This window comes from Polymorphospora sp. NPDC051019, assembly GCF_040683055.1.
Lineage (GTDB): Bacteria > Actinomycetota > Actinomycetes > Mycobacteriales > Micromonosporaceae > Polymorphospora > Polymorphospora lycopeni.
On the sequence record NZ_JBFBCH010000001.1, the window covers coordinates 343,016 to 361,995 of the forward strand.

Annotated in this window: 19 protein-coding genes and 1 pseudogene; 8 read left to right on the forward strand and 12 right to left on the reverse strand. The window is 72.6% G+C overall.

What is annotated here, in order from left to right; all coding sequences use genetic code 11:
• Positions 1–9 precede the first annotated feature (9 nt).
• The 3 genes from AB0M79_RS01465 to AB0M79_RS01475 are packed head-to-tail and all read left to right on the forward strand — an operon-like array spanning position 10 to position 2,279.
• Entirely contained in the window at positions 10–762 is a 753-nt protein-coding gene (locus tag AB0M79_RS01465; RefSeq protein WP_364207592.1) for an amino acid ABC transporter ATP-binding protein, read from the forward strand.
• A gap of 28 nt (positions 763–790) precedes the next feature.
• On the forward strand, positions 791–1,765 hold the full coding sequence (locus AB0M79_RS01470) for an ABC transporter substrate-binding protein (protein ID WP_364206675.1): 975 nt from the start codon (positions 791–793) through the stop codon (positions 1,763–1,765).
• Position 1,766: 1 nt separating this feature from the next.
• On the forward strand, positions 1,767–2,279 hold the full coding sequence (locus tag AB0M79_RS01475) for a GNAT family N-acetyltransferase (protein WP_364206677.1): 513 nt from the start codon (positions 1,767–1,769) through the stop codon (positions 2,277–2,279).
• 39 nt (positions 2,280–2,318) lie between these two features.
• Here AB0M79_RS01475 and AB0M79_RS01480 read toward each other — a convergent pair whose 3' ends face one another.
• On the reverse strand, positions 2,319–2,900 hold the full coding sequence (locus tag AB0M79_RS01480) for a hypothetical protein (protein WP_364206679.1): 582 nt from the start codon (positions 2,898–2,900) through the stop codon (positions 2,319–2,321).
• A gap of 52 nt (positions 2,901–2,952) precedes the next feature.
• Between AB0M79_RS01480 and AB0M79_RS01485 the strand changes: the two genes are divergently transcribed.
• Entirely contained in the window at positions 2,953–3,861 is a 909-nt protein-coding gene (locus AB0M79_RS01485) for an SDR family oxidoreductase (RefSeq protein ID WP_364206681.1), read from the forward strand.
• A 12-nt stretch (positions 3,862–3,873) separates the two neighbouring features.
• On the opposite strand, the gene AB0M79_RS01490 is transcribed toward AB0M79_RS01485, so the two are convergent.
• Positions 3,874–4,473, reverse strand: coding sequence for a sugar O-acetyltransferase (locus AB0M79_RS01490; RefSeq protein ID WP_364206683.1), 600 nt, complete (start codon positions 4,471–4,473; stop codon positions 3,874–3,876).
• A gap of 30 nt (positions 4,474–4,503) precedes the next feature.
• On the reverse strand, positions 4,504–5,667 hold the full coding sequence (locus AB0M79_RS01495; RefSeq protein WP_364206685.1) for a maltose acetyltransferase domain-containing protein: 1,164 nt from the start codon (positions 5,665–5,667) through the stop codon (positions 4,504–4,506).
• Between the two features lie 154 nt (positions 5,668–5,821).
• Here AB0M79_RS01495 and AB0M79_RS01500 point away from each other — a divergent pair.
• Both AB0M79_RS01500 and AB0M79_RS01505 read left to right on the forward strand, forming a co-directional pair.
• Positions 5,822–6,037, forward strand: a pseudogene (locus AB0M79_RS01500) (MerR family transcriptional regulator); the annotation flags it as partial.
• A gap of 183 nt (positions 6,038–6,220) precedes the next feature.
• Positions 6,221–6,805 carry a cob(I)yrinic acid a,c-diamide adenosyltransferase gene (locus tag AB0M79_RS01505; RefSeq protein ID WP_364207594.1) on the forward strand — a complete coding sequence of 195 codons (585 nt, stop codon included), beginning with the start codon at positions 6,221–6,223 and terminating at the stop codon, positions 6,803–6,805.
• A 14-nt stretch (positions 6,806–6,819) separates the two neighbouring features.
• On the opposite strand, the gene AB0M79_RS01510 is transcribed toward AB0M79_RS01505, so the two are convergent.
• The 8 genes from AB0M79_RS01510 to AB0M79_RS01545 all read right to left on the reverse strand — a co-directional run bounded on the left by AB0M79_RS01510 (position 6,820) and on the right by AB0M79_RS01545 (position 14,664).
• Positions 6,820–8,289, reverse strand: coding sequence for an FGGY family carbohydrate kinase (locus AB0M79_RS01510; RefSeq protein WP_364206687.1), 1,470 nt, complete (start codon positions 8,287–8,289; stop codon positions 6,820–6,822).
• Entirely contained in the window at positions 8,279–8,800 is a 522-nt protein-coding gene (locus AB0M79_RS01515) for a PPC domain-containing DNA-binding protein (protein ID WP_357541693.1), read from the reverse strand. The genes AB0M79_RS01510 and AB0M79_RS01515 overlap by 11 nt, the downstream gene beginning before the upstream one ends.
• 20 nt (positions 8,801–8,820) lie before the next feature.
• Complete coding sequence (locus tag AB0M79_RS01520; RefSeq protein ID WP_357541691.1) at positions 8,821–9,705, reverse strand: carbohydrate ABC transporter permease; 885 nt, start codon at positions 9,703–9,705, stop codon at positions 8,821–8,823.
• Between the two features lie 4 nt (positions 9,706–9,709).
• Positions 9,710–10,657: a sugar ABC transporter permease gene (locus AB0M79_RS01525; RefSeq protein ID WP_364206690.1), complete on the reverse strand. Its 948-nt coding sequence runs from the start codon at positions 10,655–10,657 to the stop codon at positions 9,710–9,712.
• Positions 10,658–10,722: 65 nt separating this feature from the next.
• Positions 10,723–12,063: an extracellular solute-binding protein gene (locus AB0M79_RS01530; protein ID WP_364206692.1), complete on the reverse strand. Its 1,341-nt coding sequence runs from the start codon at positions 12,061–12,063 to the stop codon at positions 10,723–10,725.
• On the reverse strand, positions 12,060–12,899 hold the full coding sequence (locus AB0M79_RS01535; RefSeq protein WP_364206694.1) for a cyclase family protein: 840 nt from the start codon (positions 12,897–12,899) through the stop codon (positions 12,060–12,062). Before AB0M79_RS01535 ends, AB0M79_RS01530 begins: the two co-directional genes overlap by 4 nt.
• Positions 12,896–13,717: a cyclase family protein gene (locus AB0M79_RS01540; RefSeq protein WP_357541684.1), complete on the reverse strand. Its 822-nt coding sequence runs from the start codon at positions 13,715–13,717 to the stop codon at positions 12,896–12,898. Before AB0M79_RS01540 ends, AB0M79_RS01535 begins: the two co-directional genes overlap by 4 nt.
• 209 nt (positions 13,718–13,926) lie before the next feature.
• A complete protein-coding gene (locus AB0M79_RS01545) occupies positions 13,927–14,664 on the reverse strand; it encodes a GntR family transcriptional regulator (RefSeq protein WP_364206696.1) in 738 nt (245 codons plus the stop codon).
• A gap of 328 nt (positions 14,665–14,992) precedes the next feature.
• Here AB0M79_RS01545 and AB0M79_RS01550 point away from each other — a divergent pair, with 328 nt between their 5' ends.
• A complete protein-coding gene (locus AB0M79_RS01550) occupies positions 14,993–17,755 on the forward strand; it encodes a poly(A) polymerase (protein ID WP_364206698.1) in 2,763 nt (920 codons plus the stop codon).
• Positions 17,756–17,841: 86 nt separating this feature from the next.
• On the opposite strand, the gene AB0M79_RS01555 is transcribed toward AB0M79_RS01550, so the two are convergent.
• The gene (locus tag AB0M79_RS01555; RefSeq protein WP_364206700.1) at positions 17,842–18,171 is read right to left on the reverse strand and encodes a VOC family protein; all 330 of its coding nucleotides are present in this window, start codon (positions 18,169–18,171) and stop codon (positions 17,842–17,844) included.
• 113 nt (positions 18,172–18,284) lie between these two features.
• Between AB0M79_RS01555 and AB0M79_RS01560 the strand changes: the two genes are divergently transcribed.
• Positions 18,285–18,980, forward strand: a complete 696-nt coding sequence (locus AB0M79_RS01560) for an ElyC/SanA/YdcF family protein (RefSeq protein WP_364206702.1) — start codon at positions 18,285–18,287, stop codon at positions 18,978–18,980.

Here is an 18,980-nt window from a genome sequence, read left to right on the forward strand (position 1 = left end):
CCACGGCCGATGGTCGAACTGCGCGGCATCCACAAGAGCTTCGGCCCGCTGGAGGTGCTGCGCGGAATCGACCTACGGGTCCGGGCCGGCGAGGTCGTCGTCGTCCTCGGCCCGTCCGGATCCGGCAAGTCCACGCTGCTTCGCTGCGTGAATCACCTCGAGAAGGTCAACCGCGGCTCGGTACGCATCGACGGCGAACTGATCGGATACCGCCGTACCGGCAACCGGCTGCGGGAACTGAAGGAACGGGAGATCCTGCGCCAGCGCACCCACATCGGGTTCGTCTTCCAGAACTTCAACCTCTTCCCGCACCTGACCGCGTTGGAGAACGTCGCCGAGGCACCGGTGGCGGCGCAGGGCCGGCCCCGGCGGGAGGTGCGCGAACTCGCCGCCGAACTGCTCGACCGGGTCGGCCTGGCCGACCGGGCCGACGCCTACCCGCGCCGGCTGTCCGGCGGGCAGCAGCAGCGGGTCGCGATCGCCCGCGCCCTCGCCCTGCGCCCGAAGGTGCTGCTCTTCGACGAGCCGACCTCGGCCCTGGACCCGGAACTGGTCGGCGAGGTCCTGGAAGTGATGAAGGACCTGGCCCGGGCCGGCACCACGATGGTCGTCGTCACGCACGAGATCGGCTTCGCCCGCGAGGTCGCCGACACCGTCGTCTTCATGGACGGCGGCGTGATCGTCGAACAGGGCCCGCCCGACGAGGTGCTCGACCGACCGAAGCACGAACGGACCCGCTCGTTCCTGGCGAAGGTCCTGTGACCCACCGATCCCCCTCCAAGGAGTCCGCATGCCCCGCACCCGACCACGCCGGTCCCTGGCCGGCACGCTGGCCCTGGCCACCCTGCTGGCGCTCGCCGCCTGCGGCACCCCGGACGACGAGCCGGTGGCCACCGCCGGGGACCGGCCCGGCTCGACCGTGATCAACACCAGTCCCGAACAGAACCGGGTACGCGGCACGAAGGTCGACGCCGTCGCGGCCAAGGTGCCCGCGGCCATCGCGGCGGACGGCAAACTCAGCGTCGGGATCAGCGCCGGGCAGACCCCGCCGCTGTTCTTCCGGGCCGACGACGACCGCACCCTGATCGGGGTCGAGCCGGACATCGCCCAACTCGTCGCCGACGTACTGGGGCTGGAACTGGACCTTCGCCCCACCTCCTGGGACAACATCTTCCTGGCGGTGCGCTCCGGGCAGAACGAGGTCGGCTTCTCCAACATCACGGTCACCGAGGAACGCAAGGACCTCTACGACTTCGCCACCTACCGGGTCGACTCGCTGGGCTGGGAGGTCCGTGTCGACGGCGGCATCGACCGGATCGAGAAGCCGGCCGACATCGCCGGGCTGAACGTCTCGGTCGGCTCCGGCACCAACCAGGAGGAGGTCCTGTTGCGCTGGGACGAGCAGAACAGGGCCGCCGGCCTCGCCCCGGTGAAGATCACCTACTACCAGAACTCGGCCGACTACCAGCTCGCCCTGCTGTCCGGCCGGATCGACGCGTTCTTCGGGCCGAACCCGTCGGTCGCCTACCACGCGGCCGTCAGCGGAAGGACCAAGGTCGTGGGCATCGTTCCCGGCGGCGGCGAGGTGCCGGCCCAGATCGCGGCGATGACGCAGAAGGGCAACGGGTTCGTCGAGGCGCTGGACGCCGCCCTCGACGCGGTCATCCAGGACGGCACGTACGCGCGGGTGCTGGCCCGGTGGGGGCTCGGCGGCGAGGCGATCCCGGCCGCCGAGATCAATCCGCCCGGGCTGCCGCGGAGCTGACGTGCCGGCCCGGGGACTGACCATCCGCTACACCAGCCCGAACGACCCGGCGGCCCGGCCGCTGCTCGACGAGCTGACCCACGAATACCGCAGCCGGTACGGCCCCAACGAGGAGATGACGCGGTACCCGGCCGGCGACTTCGCCCCGCCGCACGGCGCGTTCCTGCTGCTGGTCACGGCGGACGGCACGGCCGTGGCCGGTGGCGCCTTCCGCCGGCACGACCGCGAGACCGCCGAGATCAAGCGGGTGTGGACCGACTCGGGACACCGCCGCCAGGGCCTGGCCCGCCAGGTGATGCGCGAGCTGGAGGCGGAGGCGGTCCGTCGCGGCTACCGCCGGATCTGGCTCACCACCGGCCCCCGCCAGCCGGAGGCCGAGGCGCTCTACCTGCGCCTGGGCTACCAACCGCGGTACGACGTCGACGCCGACCGGGCGACCCTGCCGTACCTGCCGTTCGAAACCCACCTGCCGTTGTCCACATCGGAGCTGTTCGGGCCGGAGCTGGGCCGGTGACCCCGCGCCGCCGGTGGCCCGCCGAACGTGCGCGACGGGCTACCGGCGGTCCGCCCCGGGCTCCGGCGGCGACAGGACGGATCGCAGGAGCTGTTCGAGCCGGGGCCGTACGTGTTCGCCGGCCCGCCCCTGCCCGGCAAATCCCCACCAGGCGAGTTCGCCCTGCCACAACGACACCAGCAGCCGCCCGACCCCCTGGTCCGCACCGGTGTGGCCGGCGACGGCCGCGTCGACGACGGCCGCCAGGCGGTGCAGCCAGGCGAGCCCGCGGGCCCTGGTCTCCGGCCGGCGGAGGTCTTCGCGCAGCAGCACGAGGCCGTCCACGTAGCGATCGGTGTCGTAGTCCTCGCTGAGTTCGACCAGCAGGTCGACGGCCCCGGCCGGGCCGGGTGCCATGGCGGCGACGGCCCCCTCGGTCCGCGCCTCCAGGCGGTCCCAGGCCCGGCCGAGCGCGGCCGTGACCATGGCCTCCTTCGTCCCGAAGCGCTGGACGAGGGTGGCGGGGGAAAGCCCGGACGTGGCCGCGACGGTCGCGAACGACGGCGCCCCGCCATCGCGTTCGATGAGGCCGAGGACGTCGTCCAGGACCCGCTCGTCGGGGACTGATTTGCGGCGTGGCATGACGCCAGTATATAAACAAACGGTCGTTTATGAAACAGTGGGGAGGCACCACATGACCGACTCTCAGATCGTCGCCCTGGTGGCGGGCGGCACCCGCGGGGCCGGGCGCGGCATCGCCGTCGAACTGGGCGCGGTCGGCGCGCGGGTGTACGTGACCGGGCGCACCACCGCCGCCCAACGGTCGGAGTACGGCCGCGCGGAGACGATCGAGGAGACCGCCGCCCTGGTCGACGAGGCGGGCGGGGTCGGCATCCCGGTCCGGGTCGACCACCTCGTCCCGGCCGAGGTCGCCGCGCTGGTCGACCGGATCCGCACCGAGTCCGGCCGGCTCGACGTCCTGGTCAACGACATCTGGGGCGGCGAATACCTGACGGAGTGGAACACCCCGGTCTGGAAGCACGATCTCGACAAGGGGCTGCGCCAGCTGCGGCTCGCGATCGACACCCACCTGATCACCGCGCACCACGCGCTGCCGCTGCTCATCGAGCGGCCCGGCGGCCTGCTCGTCGAGATGACCGACGGCACCGCCGAGTACAACGCCGCCAACTACCGGCTGTCGCCGTTCTACGACCTCGCCAAGACCGCCGTCGGCCGGCTCGGCTGGGCACACGCCAAGGACCTCGCCCCGTACGGCGCCACCGCCGTCGCGCTGACCCCCGGCTGGATGCGGTCGGAGATCATGCTCGACATGTTCGGCGTCGCCGAGGAGAACTGGCGGGACGCCCTCGACCGGGAACCGCACTTCGCCATCTCGGAGACGCCCCGGTTCGTCGGCCGCGCCGTCGCCGCCCTCGCCACCGACCCCGACCGGGCCCGGTGGAACGGCCATTCGCTGTCGAGCGGAGGGCTCGCCGCCGAGTACGGCTTCACCGACCTCGACGGCTCCCGGCCCGACTGCTGGCGGTACGTCGTCGAGGTCCAGGACGCCGGGAAGCCCGCCGACGTCACCGGCTACCGGTGACCGCCTCCCGCTTCAGCCCGAGCGGGGGTCGGTGACCGGGGCGTCCGGGTCGATCTCCCGTACGACCCGCGCCGGGTTGCCGACCGCGACGACGTTGGCGGGCAGGTCCCGGGTGACGACCGCGCCCGCACCGACCACCGTGTTCTCGCCGATCGTCACGCCGGGCAGCACGATGGCCCCGCTGCCGAGCCAGACGTTGTCGCCGATGGTGATCGGCTTGGCGGCCTCCCACTTCTGCCGGCGGAGCACCGGCTCGATCGGGTGGGTGGGCGTCAGGAGCTGGACGTTCGCCCCGATCTGGACGTCGTCACCGATGGTGATCGCGGCGACGTCGAGCGCGACCAGTCCGAAGTTGGCGAAGCAGCGGGCTCCGATGCGGATCTGCCCGCCGTAGTCGACCCGCAGCGGTGGCCGGATCTCGGTTCCCTCGCCGATCTCGCCCAGCAGCTCGGTCAGCAGCCGGCGCCGCTCGTCGGCCGCCGGCAGCGGGTTCGCGTTGTACGCGTCCATCAGCCCGGCCGCGCGGTGGAGGAGTTCCGCCAGCTCGGGGTCGTCGGCGAGGTAGAGATCGCCGGCGAGCATCCGCTCCCGCATGGACCGACCGTCAGTCATGCGTACGATCGTACACAGTTGGCCGGCCGGTCAGGGCCGGAAACCGGTCCGGTCCGCGTCGGTGATCTCGCGGAGCACCCGGGCCGGGTTGCCGGCGGCGACCACACCGGCCGGGACGGACTTCGTGACCACGCTGCCGGAGCCGACGATCGAGCCGGCCCCGATGATCACGCCCTGGTTGACCGTGACGTCGCCGCCGATCCACACCCGGTCGCCGATCACGACCGGCTTGGCGTAGCAGGCGCCGGCGGCCCGTTCGGCCGCGTCGATCGCGTGATTGGAGGTGTAGACGCCGACCCGTGGCCCGAACAGCACGTCGTCGCCGATGGTGATGCCGCCGCCATCCAGCAGGACGCAGTCGAAGTTGGCGTAGAAGTTGTCGCCGATACGGATGTTGAACCCGAACTCGCAGCGGAACGTCGGCTCGAAGTGGCAGTCGCGGCCGACGGCGGCCAGCAGCCGGCGCAGGATCCGTTCGCGGTCGGCCGGCGGCCGGCCGAAGCTGGCGTTGTACTCGTCGGTCAGCAGCACCGTCCGCCGCCGGGCCTCGACCAGTTCCCGCGCGGTGTCGTCGTACATCCGGCCGGAGAGCATCCGGGTCCGGAGCGCCTCCAGCCCCGCCGGCTCCGGCCCGTCCGGCCGCCGCGCCACGGGTGCGGCCGTGATCCGCGCGATGGCGTCGACGGTCAGCGCGCGGTCGGCCGGGGTGGTGTCCAGCGCCCGGTGGATCGTCAGCCCCTCGACGAGCGCGTCCAACTGCCGGGCCGTCGCCGGGTCGAAGTGGCGTTCCAGGATCTCGCGGCTGCGTCCCATCCAGGCCCGGGTCAGCTCCCGGTAGGCGGGCTCGCGGGCGGCGAGGGTGTACAGCTCGTGGGTCAGCACCAGTTCGCGGGGGTTGCCCGGGTCGTCGTGGTGGACGAAGTCGGCGACGGCCGCCCGCGCCTCGTCGGCGTCGCGGGCCGTGGCCAGCCGTTCCTCGAAGCGGGCGCTGACCGTGCCGGCGAACCGGGTGAACGCCTCGCGGAGCAGTTCGCCCATCCCCTCGAAGTGGTAGGTCATCGAGCCGAGCGGGACGTCGGCCCGCCGGGCGACCTTGCGGTGCGAGATGCCGGCGACCCCCTCCTCGGCGATCAGGGCGAGCGCGGCGTCGATGATGCGGTCCCGGCGTTCCGGATCCACCCGTCGTGTCCCCATGCCGGTCAGCCTAGGCGGCCCGGTCCGCGCCGCCCGGACCGTCGATGCGTACGAACGTACGTGTCGGCGGCCGTACCGCCGTCGAACCTGACGTAGCGGCATGTCCGATTCCACCGTTGAACCTGACGTTGCGTCATGTCGTAACTTTCGGCGCATGAGCCGACCGGAACGCCTGTGGTCGGTCGGTGCGCTCGCCCGCGCCGCCGGCGTCACCGTCCGTACCCTGCACCACTACGACCGGACCGGGCTGGTGCCGTGCTCGGGACGCACCGGCAGCGGGCACCGGCGCTACACGGGGGACGACGTCACCCGCCTCTACCGGGTGCTGGCGCTACGCGGGCTCGGCCTGCCGCTGCCCGAGATCGAGGCGGTGCTCGCCGCCGACGACCCGGACTCGCTGCTCACCACCGCCCGGCTGCACCGGGAGCGGATCAGGGAGCAGCTCGCGCACACCCGGCGGCTGCACGGCCGGCTCGACGACGTGATCGACCAGCTCGAACACGACCGGGCCCCGACCACCGACGACCTGCTCGACACCCTGGAGACGATGGCCATGTCCGTACATCTCACCCGCATCTACACCCGTACCGGCGACGACGGCCGGACCCACCTCGCCGACCTGACCCGGGTGCCGAAGACCGACCCACGGGTCGAGGCCGGCGGGGCCGTCGACGAACTGACCGCCGCCGTCGGCGTCGCCGTCGCCACGCCCGGTGACCTCCCCGACGGGTACGCCGGCTGGCTGCGCCAGGTCCAGAACGACCTGTTCGACATCGGCGCCGACGTCAGCCGCCCCGGCGGCGGGCCGGCGGCCGGGCCGGCGCCGGACGACGGACCCCGGGTCGACGGGTCGTACGTCGCATGGCTGGAGGAGATCTGCGACCGGGTCAACGCCGATCTGCCCGCGCTGCGGTCGTTCGTGCTGCCCGGCGGCACGCCGCTGTCGGCGCGGCTGCACGTGTGCCGGACCGTCTGCCGGCGCGCGGAGCGCCGGGCGCTGGCCGTGCCCGACGTGAACCCGGAGGTGACCCGGTATCTCAACCGCCTCTCCGACCTGCTGTTCATCCTCGCCCGGGCCGCCGCCGAGGGGGCGCCGGAAGTGCTCTGGCAGCCCGGCCGCCGGCCCGGCGCCGCCTGACGCCGGCCGGCCGTTCACCCCAGCGTGTGGACGATGTCCCGGGTCGCCGGATACAGGTCGCGGTAGGCCGTGTAGCCGCGCCGGTAGGTGTCGGCGGTGGCCGGATCGGGTTCGACCCGGCCGGCCCACCGGGTCCAGTCCTCGTCGCGGCCGACCAGCCCGACCGCGAGCCCGGCGAGGTACGCGTCGCCGTAGCTGGCCCCGATCGTCTGCTCGGGGACGAGCTGCGGCCGGCCGGTGACGTCGGAGACGATCCGGGTCCACAGCAACCGGGCGCCGCCGCCGACCGCGATGACCCGGTCCGGCGGCGCCAGCGAACCGGCCATCTCGTCCAGATGGTGCCGCACCGCGTACGCGGTCCCCTCCAGCACCGCCCGGTAGAGGTGCCCGCGCCCGTGGTCGAGGGTCAGCCCGGCGACGACACCGCGCGCCCGCTCGTCGAACAGCGGGGTGCGTTCCCCGGCGAAGTACGGCAGCACCACCAGCCCGTCGGCGCCGGCGGGCACGGCGGCGGCCTCGGCGGTCAGCCGTTCGTAGTCGGTGCCGCCGGTCAGCCCGCGCAGCCACTCGACCACCGCGCCGGAGGTGGCCATCCCGCCGGCGACGCAGAAGCTGCCCGGGAAGACGCCGGTCGTCGCCCACATTTTCGGGTGGACCACCGGCGCGGGCACCACCCGGGTGAGGAACATCGTGGTGCCGTACATCAGCATCAGGTCGCCGGGCCGGGTAGCGCCGACGCTGACCGACTCGGCCCAGGCGTCGACGGTGCCGGCGGTGACCGGGATGCCTGCGGGCAGGCCGGTGGCGGCGGCCGCGGCGGCGGTCACCGTGCCGGCGGTCTCGGCCGGCCACAGCGGCCGGGGCAGTTCCAGCCCGGGCGCGATCTCCGTGGCCAGGTCGTCGAGCCACGCCTGCGCGTGCAGGTCGTAGAGCGGGTCGCTCTGGCTCGCCGAGTGGTGGTCGAGGACGTACTCGCCGGTGAGCCGGTGGACCAGGAACGAGCTGGCCATGAAGAACCGGCGGGTACGCGACCAGACGTCGGGCTCGTGCCGCCGGATCCAGGCCAGTTTGGGGCCGACGGCCTGGCTGGTCAGCCGGTTGCCGCCGCGCCGGACGATCTCGTCGGCGCCGATCAGGTCGGTCAGCTCGGCGATCTCGGCGGTGGCCCGGGTGTCGACGCCGTACAGGATCGCCGGGCGCAGCGGCCGCCCGCCGGCGGTCGCCGGCAGGACACACGGGCCGATGCCGCTGACCGCCACGGCGGCGACCGGTCCGGGCGCCGCCGCGAGCAGGTCCGCCACGACGGCGACGAAGTCGGCCCACCAGACCGCCTCCGGATCGTGCTCGACCCGGCCCGGCCGGGGCCGCGACACGCCGTGCGGGCGGGTCGCGGTGGCCAGCACCGTGCCGGCCGGGTCGGTGAGCACGCCCTTGCTGCTCGACGTGCCGATGTCGACGCCGAGCAGGCAGGGGTCACCGGCCATCGGCGGGTCCGGCGTCGCAGCCGTGCAGGCGGATCTGCGGCAGGCCGGTGACCTCCCGGTCGTACTCGCGGTCGATGCGGATGTCGGTCAGTTCCTGGAGGAAGACCTCGCCCTGGCTCCAGATGGTGGCCCGGAAGACGTGCCCGCCGCGTACGTTGCCGCCGGCCTCGGAGAACAGGGCGTGGCAGTGCGCCCAGAGCTTGCCGTCGAGGGTGGTGACGTTGCCCTGGATGGACAGGATCTCCATCGGGCGCTGGAGCACGACGGTGTCGATCTCGTCGGCGAACTCGTGCTCGCGGTGGATCGGCAGGGTGGTGATGTCGCGCGGGTTGCGCAGGTAGACCTCCTGGATGGTGCCGATCACCGAGAGGATGACGGCGGTGTGCACGCCATGGTCGCGGCAGACCTGCTCGATCGAGTCGGTCAGCTGGGCGCCCGGCTTGATGCTCGCGGCGATCACCCGGCCGTTGCCGGCGGCGCGGCTGACGACGCTGGGTACGGTGCTGGTCATGGTGCCTCCCGAGGTGTTGGTCACTTGACGCTGCCCATGGTCATTCCGGTGACGATGTGCCGCTGCGCGGCGAGGGTGAGGACGAAGACGGGCAGCATGATGATCGAGGCGTAGGCCATCATCGGCCCCCAGTCCAGGGACGCCTCGTGGACGAAGTTGAAGACGGCGACCGGCAGGGTGCGGCTGTCGCCGTCGGAGAGGATGAGCGCCATCTTGAAGTCGTTCCAGGAGAAGATGAACGCGAGGATTCCGGCGGTGAGCATGCCGGGCCGGGTCAGCGGTACGGCGATCCGCCAGAACGTCTCCAGCTTCCCGCACCCGTCGACCTGCGCCGCGTCGTAGACCTCCTCGGGCAGGGCGGCGAAGAAGTTCACCATGATGAAGACGGTGAGCGGGAACGTGATGATGACGTGCGACAGGATCAGCGCCGGGTAGGTGCCGACCATCCGCAGCGCGGTGAACGCGACGAAGAACGGCACCAGGTAGGCGACGCCGGGCAGCAGCCGGGCGGTCAGCAGCGACAGCGACAGCTTCGTCTGCCGGTAGCGGGCGATGCTGTACGCCGCCGGCACCCCGATCGCCAGCCCGAGCAGGCTGGAGCAGGCGGCGACGACCAGGCTGTTCGTCATGTAGCGGCCGAACGGGGTGCGGGTCAGTGCCTCCCGGTAGTTGTCCAGGGTGGGCGTGAAGTCGAACCACTTCGGCGGGATCGTGTAGATGTCGACCTGCTGCTTGAACGACGAGGTCAGCATCCAGAAGAACACGAACAGGGCCGGGGCGAGCGCGACGGTGACGGCGACGGCGAGCCCGATCCGGCCGAGGATCGAGCCCCGGCGCCGGGGTTTGGCCGCCGGCCGGGCCGCCGGCTTCGCGGTCGGTCGGTGCGGGGTCAGGGTCTGGGACATCGGTTCACCCCTGGTCGGTACGGGCCCGGAGGCGGGTGAAGACGATCGCGACGACGAAGACCAGCAGGGTCAGCCAGACCAGCAGCATCGACCCGTACCCGAAGTGCAGGTACGACAGGCCCTGCTTGAAGGCGTACAGGTTGAGGGTCTCCGACGCGGTGCCGGGACCGCCGTCGGTGATGACTTTGATGATGTCGAACGTCTTGATGGCGTCGATGAGCCGGAAGAGGGCGGCGACGAGGATGACCGGGCTCAGCAGCGGCAGCGTGACGCTGACGAAGGTGCGGATCGGCCCGGCGCCGTCGACCTTGGCCGCCTCGAACGGTTCCTGCGGCAGGGCGGCCAGCCCGGCCAGCACGATCAGCATCACCAGCGGCGTCCACATCCACGTGTCCACGATGGCCAGTGCCGGGATGACGAGGTTGGCGTCGCTGATCCACAGCAGGGTCGGCCCACCGACGGACTGCACGATGTAGTTGAGGATGCCGATGGTCGGGTCGAACATCATCTTCCAGACGAGGGCGACGGCGGCCGGCGTCGCGATCATCGGGAACATGAAGAAGGTACGGGCCATCCCCCGGCCGGGGAACCGCTGGTGGAACAGCAGCGCCGCCCCGACACCGAGAATGACCTGCAGGCCGACCGAGAGCGTGACGAAGTAGACGGTCCGCCAGATGCTTCCCCAGAACTGGCCGTCGGTCAGCGACCGGGTCAGGTTGTCCAGGCCGACGAACTCCGGTGGGCGCAGCCCGCCGGACCACTCGTGGAAGCTGAGATAGATGGTGTAGCCGATCGGGAACGCCAGCATCGCCACGACGACGATCAGGGCCGGCGCCGGCAGGATGTAGCGGTCGTAGCGGTCCAGGACGTCGAGCAGCCTGCGGCGTGGAGGCGGCTGCGGCGCCTGGGCCTTGCGCGGGGGCCGCGGTGGGCTTTCGGTGAGCTGGGCCATCGGGACCAGGTCCTCCCTTGCGGGGTCCGCGGCCGGAGGCTCGCGCCTCCGGCCGCGGCGGGTGACTAACGCATCGCGTCGAGCAGGCCCTGCAGCTTGTCGTTCTGCTGGTCCGCCGTCCGCTTCAGTTCGCCGCCGGTCTGGCCCTCCAGGCCCTTGTTGGCGACCAGGCCGGCGATCTCGCGGGCCTCGACACCGGGGGTCACCGGCGGGTTCATCCGGGCCCGGGCCGTCTCGGTGCTGGTGAGTACGACCTGGGTGAACTCGGGCGTCTTGTCCGCCTGCTTGAACTCCGGCGACTCCCACGCCGAACCGCGCGGGCTGGGCCAGCCGGTGAGCTTCAGGTCGAGGTTCATCTGCTTGCTGGTGGCCCACTGGATGAAGTACCAGGCGGCGTCCCCCTTCTCAGAGAAGGGGTTGATGCCGTAGCCCCAGCCGCCGATGAACGGTGCCGCGTCGCAGTCGGCGCGCGGGACGGTGGTGTAGCCGACGTTGCCGGCCACCCGGGACTTGGTCGGGTCCTCCAGGTCCTTGACGAACAGGTTCACGTCCAGGAACGCGAAGACGTTGCCCTGCGCGAACTGCTGCGACGGTACGGGCCAGTCGAAGCCGGAGATGCCGGGCGGGCCGTACTTGCTGCCGAGTTGGCCGTAGACCTCGTACGCCTTGAGCGCCTCGGGGGTGTTGATCGCCGCCTTGCCGTCGGTGACCCACTCGCCGCAGTGCGCGTACAGGAAGGACGAGAACGGGGTGGTGGTCTGGTACGGGATGCCGCGCAGCGCGAAGCCGTACGTCCGGTTGCCCGGGTCGTGCACCGCCGCGGCGGCCGCCTCCCACTCGGCGAACGTGGTCGGCACCGGCAGCCCGGCCTTCGCCAGCAGGTCCTTGCGGTAGTAGACCAGGTCGGTCTGCATCTCCCACAGGACGGTGACGGTCTGCTCCTCGACCGTCATCGCCTCGCGGATGCCGGCGCCGAAGTCCTCGAAGTCGTACTCCGGGTCGGTCACCCCCGGGTTCGAAAGGTACGGGCCGAGGTCGGTGTACCAGCCGTTCTTGGCGAACTGGAGGCCGTCGACCTCGGGGAAGGTCGCCATGACGTCGAAGTCCGAGGCCCGCGAGGTGAGCCGGACCGGCAAATTCTGCCGGTAGCTGGTGACGTCGGAACCCTCGATCTCGACGGTGATGCCGGTGAGTTCGGTGAACTCGGCGAGTCCGGCGCGCAGGCTCTCCACCTGGCCGGTGTCGGCCACGTAGACCTTGATCGACTGACCGTCGTAGCGCTTCCAGTCGAAGGTGTCACCGGTGTATTCCGGGCCCTGGTTTCCGCCGCCGCCCCCGCCGCAGGCGGTGAGGGCCAGGGTCGCGGCCAGGGCTATGGCCACGTTCCTTGCTATCGAGCGTTTCATGTCTGATCTCCTGACGAGAAGACCGGTTCTGCGGGGGCACCGGCGTCGGTCGAGACCTGGGCGACCACGGTGCAGGGGACCTCGCCGACGCCCTGGACGGGCAGCGGGGCGAGGGTGAGCCGGACCCGGCGCCCCGTGAGGGCACCGCATCCGACGAGGCCGGCGACGGTCCAGGTGGACGCGGTCAGGGCCAGCGTGGCGGCCCAGTCCTGCCGTACCTTCTCCGGCCGGTAGTGGGCGATGTAGGTCTTCGCGGCGTCCGACGGGAACGCGGGCCGCAGCCAGGGCCGCAGCTCGGTCCACTCGGTCCGGGCGTGCTCGCCGCCGGGCCGGTCGAGGTAGACGCAGTCGGTCAGCAGCAGGTCCGAGGAGTTGCGGTCGAGCGCCTCGGCGAGCGCCCGCGCCGCCTCGACGCTCAGGTACGGGCTGTCGAGGTAGAACTCCTCGGTGGTGAACCGGGCCGGGTCGTCGCCCCAGCCGGTGACGAGGACGACCGCGTCACCGGTACGCAGGTCGGCGCCGGCCAGGGCCGCGGTGACCTGGTCGGCGGAGATCTCGCCGCCCGGCCCGGCCGGGCAGTCGACGACGACCGCCGCCCGGTTGACCAGCCGCTCCGGCGGCAACCGGTCGGTGGTGGCACCCGTCGGCGAGCCGAGCGCCGGCCCGAGCAGCCGGGTGGCGGAGCCGCTGCCCATCGTGATGTGGAAGAGGTTCGCGCCGTTGTACGTCAGCGTCGCGATCTCCTCGGTCCGGTACGGCGCCTCCCACGGAAAGAGGCTGCCGGCCGGCGACTCGGTGGTGATCGGGCGGGTCAGGTTGATGGTTCGCAGGGTCATCGGGCGTCTCCCGCCTCGTCGCCGTCGACGGCCAGTACGGTGCACGGAGCCCCTTCGGCTCCGGCGAGGAAGAGGGGCAGGACGGTGACCCGTACCCGCTTGCCGCGCAGCGCGCCGCAGTTGGCGACGGCCGCGACCGGGGACATCGCGAGGTGCAGGACCACCGACGACCCCCAGTCCGGTGCGCCACCACCGGCGCCGCGCGCCGGCGTGTAGTGCCGCATGTAGATGCGCGCCTGCTGGGAGGGGAACGGCGGGCGGTCCCACGGCTTGCGCGACGCCCACTCGGGGAACATGAAGCCCTCGCCGAGGTTGCCGATGTAGGCGCAGTCGGTGAGCATCAGGTCGCTGCCGCGCTCGGTCATCACCTCGGCGAGCCGCTTGGCGCCGGCCAGCGAGAAGTGCGGACTGGTGGTGGCGTACTCGTCGCCGATGGCGCGGTAGCGCTCGTCGTCGCCCCACCCGGTGCGCAGCAGCACGGCGTCGCCGTCGCGGTAGTCGGGGTCCTTGGCCACGGCGCGGTCGATGTCGTCGGGCTCGATCTCCTCGCCCGCCTGCTTCGGGATGTCGATGACGACGGTCTCGCGGTTGACCAGCGTGCCGTAGTCGAGTTCGTGGATGCGGGGCGCGTCGTCGTCGTAGCAGGCGCCGAGCATGAGCCGGGTGCCGGCCTCGCTGTGGAAGCTCATCTGGTGGGTCGCCACGCCCTGCCGCTCGTGGGTGGTCACCGGCGTGAGCTGGAACGGGGAGTCCCAGGCCCACACGTTGCCGACCGGCATGAACGGGTAGAGCGGCAGCGTCAGGTTGACTGTTCTCATCGGGCCTCGCATCTTTTTTCGGGTACGGTCCGGCGCCCGGCACGGTCCGGGTCGCCGGCCTGGGGCCGTACGCGGTGGGTCCGGTGTCGGGTCTGTCGGGTCCGGTGTCGGGTCTGTCGGCGCCGGTGTCGGGCGGCGCGGTGTCGGGTCCGGGCCGGCAGTGGGTCCGGGCCGGCAGTGGGTCCGGGCCGGTGTCGGGTCTGGTCCGGTCAGGCGTCGCCGGCGGACTGCGGGAAGCAGAGCCGGGGCTGTTGGGCCGCCCAGCGGCGGCGCTGGGCGGACATCACGCCGCCGACCAGGTAGACGTGGTCGATGACCTGCTCGGAGATGGCCTCGGCGTCGCCGGCGAGGACCACGTCGAGCAGGACCCGGTGCGGTTCCGCGATGTCCTGCACGCCGAGCGTCGGGCCGACCATGTTCAGCCACATCCGGAAGAGCACGTGCTGCTCGTCCCAGGCCTTCATGACCCGGGGCAGCCCGCACGGTTCGCACAGGGCGCGGTGGAAGCGGTAGTCGAGTTCGGCGATGCGGCGGGCGTCGCCGGCCACCGACGCGTCGTGCATCTGGTCGATCAGGTCCTCGAGGCCGGCCACGTCGGACGGCCGCAGGCGTGGGGACGCCTGCTGGTAGGCCAGCGTCTCCAGGACCGTGCGGATCATGTGCAGTTCGTGTACGTCGTCCTCGGTCAACTGGACGACGCGGGTGGTGCGCGCCGACTCCTCGACGAGCAGGCCGTCCCGCTTGAGCAGCCAGATCGCCTCGCGTAGCGGGGCCCGGCTGACGCCGAGTTGCCGGGCCAGCGCCTCCTCCACGATCCGGGTGCCGGGTGGCAGTGTGCCGTCGAGGATCGCCGCCCGCAGGACGTCGTACGTCGACTCGCTCAGCACGACCTTCTGCGGCACCCGGAGCGCGGCGACGGACGAGGCGGGTTCGGCTGACTTGACCATGCGACAACCTTCCGGAGGGTCGTCCGGACTCGGTGAAGTCCGGCGATTTATCGTCGACGGTGTACGGTAGACGGAAACGTAGCCGTAACAAGAATGGCCGTCAAGGGGTCCCGCGAGGACACCTTCGAAGACAAAGCCCCTGGTAGACGCAGTGTGAGCGGGTCCGCGACAGCCAGCCATCCTCCGAGGGGCGACACACGGTCGTAACACGGAAGTGACGGCCGCATCGCTATTCGGTGGCTCCGGACCACGGCCACCCCTACCCTCGGGCGGTGTCCCGGGCCCGGCGACGGACCGCCACGGACGCCCTGCGGGTCGAGGAGGGTCGATGCGTACGAGCGAGGAGATCTACCACCGCGCGCGGTGGGATCCCCGGTTCGACCCGGCCCGGTTCGTCATCGGCGTCAACGCGCGCGGCCGGGAGCCCAAGCGGATCCCCCTGCCGGCCTTCGTGCCCGGCGGTGACATCCCATGGCACCGCGTGCTCTTCGTCGAGGCCGACGGCGAGGTCGTCTGGGACCGCGCGACCGGCCTGGACCGGATCGACGCCTCGGCGGCCGGCCGGATCCGGGCGCCACGCCGGCTCCGCGCGCCGCACTTCGCCGCGACCACCCCGCACGCGTGGCACCCGGTCGACGGCTGGGCGCCGGCACCGGAGCAGCCCGCGGCGCCGGCCGCCCGGCTGCGGGTCCTGACCTGGAACACGCTGTGGGACCGCTACGACAGCGACCGGATCGACACGGCGCGCCGGCGCCCGCTGCTGATCGCCGCGCTGGAGCGCGCCGACGCCGACGTCATCGCGCTGCAGGAGGTGGAGCGCGACCTGCTGACCCGGCTTCTCGGCGCCGACTGGGTACGCGCCGGCTACACCCTCGGCACCGACCCGGCCGGCGGCGACATCGACGACGGCGGCGTGCTGCTGCTCAGCCGGCTGCCGGTGCGCGAGGCCGGCCGGCATCAGCTCGGTCCACACAAGACGGTGTGCGCGATCACCGTCGACTGTGGTGACGGGCCGGTCGTCGTGGCTGCCGCGCACCTGAGCAGCGACCGGGCGCAGGACGGTTCGGGGCGTCGCGACGTCGAGCTCGCCAGCCTCGCCGAAGCGCTGTCCGCTGTAGAGGGTCAGGTGATCCTGGCCGGCGACTTCAACGACGGTGGCGACACCCCGCAGCGTACGCTCCGGCTGCGCGACACCTGGACCGATGTGCACGGACCCGCCGACCGTACGGTGACCTTCGACCCGGCGGTGAACCCGCTGGCCGCCGTGTCGTCGCTGAGCGGACGCGCGTCGAGACTGGACCGCGTCCTGCTGGGCGCCGGCGGCCTCCGGGCGGTCGCCGCCACCCTCGTCGGCGACACCCCGGCCGACGGGCTCTTCGCGTCCGACCACTTCGGAGTATCGGTCGACCTGGCCGCGGAGTGCGCGCCGGTCGACGGTGACGTGCTGGACCTGCCGCCGACCGCCCGTACGGCGCTGGCCTGGCTCCCACCCGACGAGCTGTGGCCGGCGATCCAACCGATCCGGGCCGACCACGATCCGCAGGTCGACCGCTGGCCACCGCACGTCAACGTGCTCTTCGGATTCGTGCCGGAGCCGGCCTTCGAGCAGGCCGCACCACTGCTGTCGGCCGTCGCCGCGGCGACGCCACCGTTCCCGGTACGGCTGGCCGGGGTGCGGACCTTCGCGCACCGCGACGACGCCACCGTATGGCTGGACCCGGCCGCCGCCGGTCCGGCGCCGTGGGCCGCCCTCCACGAGGCGCTGGTGCGACGGTTCCCGCGCTGCCGGGGCCGGGCCGACGGATACACCCCGCATCTCACGCTCGGTCGCGGCCGCGATCCGAACCGGGTCGCGGCCGCCTGCACCGCCCGCCTCGGACCGATGCCGGCACAGGTCGGCGAACTGGTGCTGCTCTCCCGCCGCGGCGACGAGCCGATGCGCCCACGGGCCGTCGTCACGCTCGGCACCGGTGCGGTCCGCTGGCTGCCGGAGCCCACCGCACCGTCGCCCGCCACGGGCAGCGGGCACCGTCTGGTCACCGCGATCCGGGAGGCGCTGCGCGACGGTGCCGTGCATGTCGCCGGCTCACGCCGCCTCGGATGCGCGCTGCCCGGCGCGGACCTGGACCTCGTCGCCGCGCTGCCGGGCAGTCCCGACCTCACGGACCTGCGGGCACGGCTGGCAGCCGCCCTCCCGCACGCGTCGTCGGTGCGCCCCGTCGTCGGGGCCCGGGTGCCCGGCCTGCGGGCCCACGTCGACGGGCTCGATGTGGACCTCGTCGTGGTCGGCACCGGTCGGGTACCGCCCGCCGAAGCGGTCGACCGCCGGGCCGAACTGGGCGAGGCAGCGGCCACCGCACTCAGCGCGGTGTCCGACGCCGAGGCGGTCCGGCGGGCCGTCGGCACCGACGCGCGCTTCCCGGACCTCGCCCGGACGGTCAAGGCGTGGGCGAGGGCGGGCGGGCTCGACTCCGCCCCGTTCGGCGGGCTGCCCGGCCTCGCCTGGACCGTGCTCGCCGCCCGGACCGTACTCGACGCCGGTGACCTGCGAGGCGACGAACTCCTCCAGCACTTCTTCGGCACCTGGGCCGCGTGGGACTGGCGCCGGCCGGTCACCCTCGACGGCGGCACCGTGCCGCCGGCGGACGCCGCCGTGACGGTCCTGACCCCGTCCTCCCCGGTCCGTAGCTGCACCGACCAGGTCGGCCCCGGCCTGCGCGACCTGCTGACCGAGGAGCTGTACCGGGCCTGGGAAGGGCACCCGCCGACCCCGCCACACCGGCGGCACGCGAGCTGGGCGGTCGTCACCGTGTCGGCGGTGGCCGGCGAGGCGTTCGAGGTGACGGTCGGCCGGTTCCGGGGCCGGGTACGCGCCCTGCTGACCGCGATCGAGCGGGACGGAACCGTGGACGTCCACGCCTGGCCACGACCGTACGAGGCCGGCCCGGCCCGGCGCCGCTACGCGATCGGGCTGGGCCGCGAGCCGTACGACCCGATCCGGCTCGCCGGGATCACCGCCGGCTGGCTCGACGGCGTGCCCGGCGTACGCGTCGACCCGACCGACGACGGCACCGTCCCGACCCTGCTCTGAGATTCCACGGCCCGCGGCCCGTCAGGGCACCTGTGATCATCTGCTGCCCAGCAGTTCGACACGCCGTACGGACAACAGCAGAACAGCTAACGATCACCACGCACCGCCGCTGAAGTGCATGCCACCGCGCCGCCGGCGTCCGGTGCGGCGGCGATCGCCGCGTCGAGGTCGGCCACGTAGAGGCAGAGATCGACCGCGTGGCCGGTCGCGGGCAGCGGGGTCTCGCCGTACATCGCCGGGCCGGTGCCAAGCCCGATCCCGAGCGTCGACGGGCCGACCCGCAGCGTCAGGTAAACCGGCTCGCCGTCCTCGGGGAACCGGTAGTCCACCTCGGCGCCGAAGACCTTCTCGTAGAACGATCTGACCGGTGCCACCGCGTCGACATTGATGATCGGAAACAGCTCGCCCCGGCCCATGTCCGGGAGGGTACCCCGACACCGGTTCGGTGGTCCCGGTCACCGCTAGCATGGCCGGCAATGGGCAGGAAGGGCATCGGGATGCGTTACGCGGTTCTTGTCGGGCGTCGTCGGTGACCGGGTCGGCCGGTCGGTCGCACCGCCCGGTCCGCTGGCGTCGCCTCCTCCTACGGCTGGCCCTCGTCGCCGTCGTAGCGGCGATCCTCGCCAGCGTCCCCTGGCTGTGGACCACCGTCTCCGCCAACGGCCACGTGTACGACGAGGCGGACGCGCCGGCCGCGGACGTCGTCATCGTCCTGGGCACCGAGGTGGCGACCGACGGCCAGCCGTCGCCACGGCTCGCCGGCCGCCTGCAGACCGCCGCCGCCCTGGTGCACGCCGGACGGGCCCGCGTCGTCCTCGTGTCCGGCGACGGTGGCGGGGTGTCCGGCGACGAGCCGGCGGCGATGACGTCGTACCTGAGCGGGACGCTCGGGGTCGCCCCGGAGCGGATCGTGGCCGACCCGTCCGGCCTGGACACCTACGACAGTTGTGCCCGGGCCCGCGACGTGTACGGCATCACCCGGGCCCTGATCGTGACCCAGTCGTGGCACCTGCCGCGGGCGGTCACCCTGTGCCGGCACCTCGGCGTCGACGCCGACGGGGTGACCGCACGCTGCGCCGACTGCCCGACCAGCCTGATCGCCGGGAAGACGGTACGCGACTACCTCGCCAGCGGGAAGGCGGCGTGGGACGCGGTACGGCGCCGGCCGCCGGCGGTCGACTCGCCCCCGGACCCGGCGGTCAGCGACGCGCTGCGGGGCGGTTGA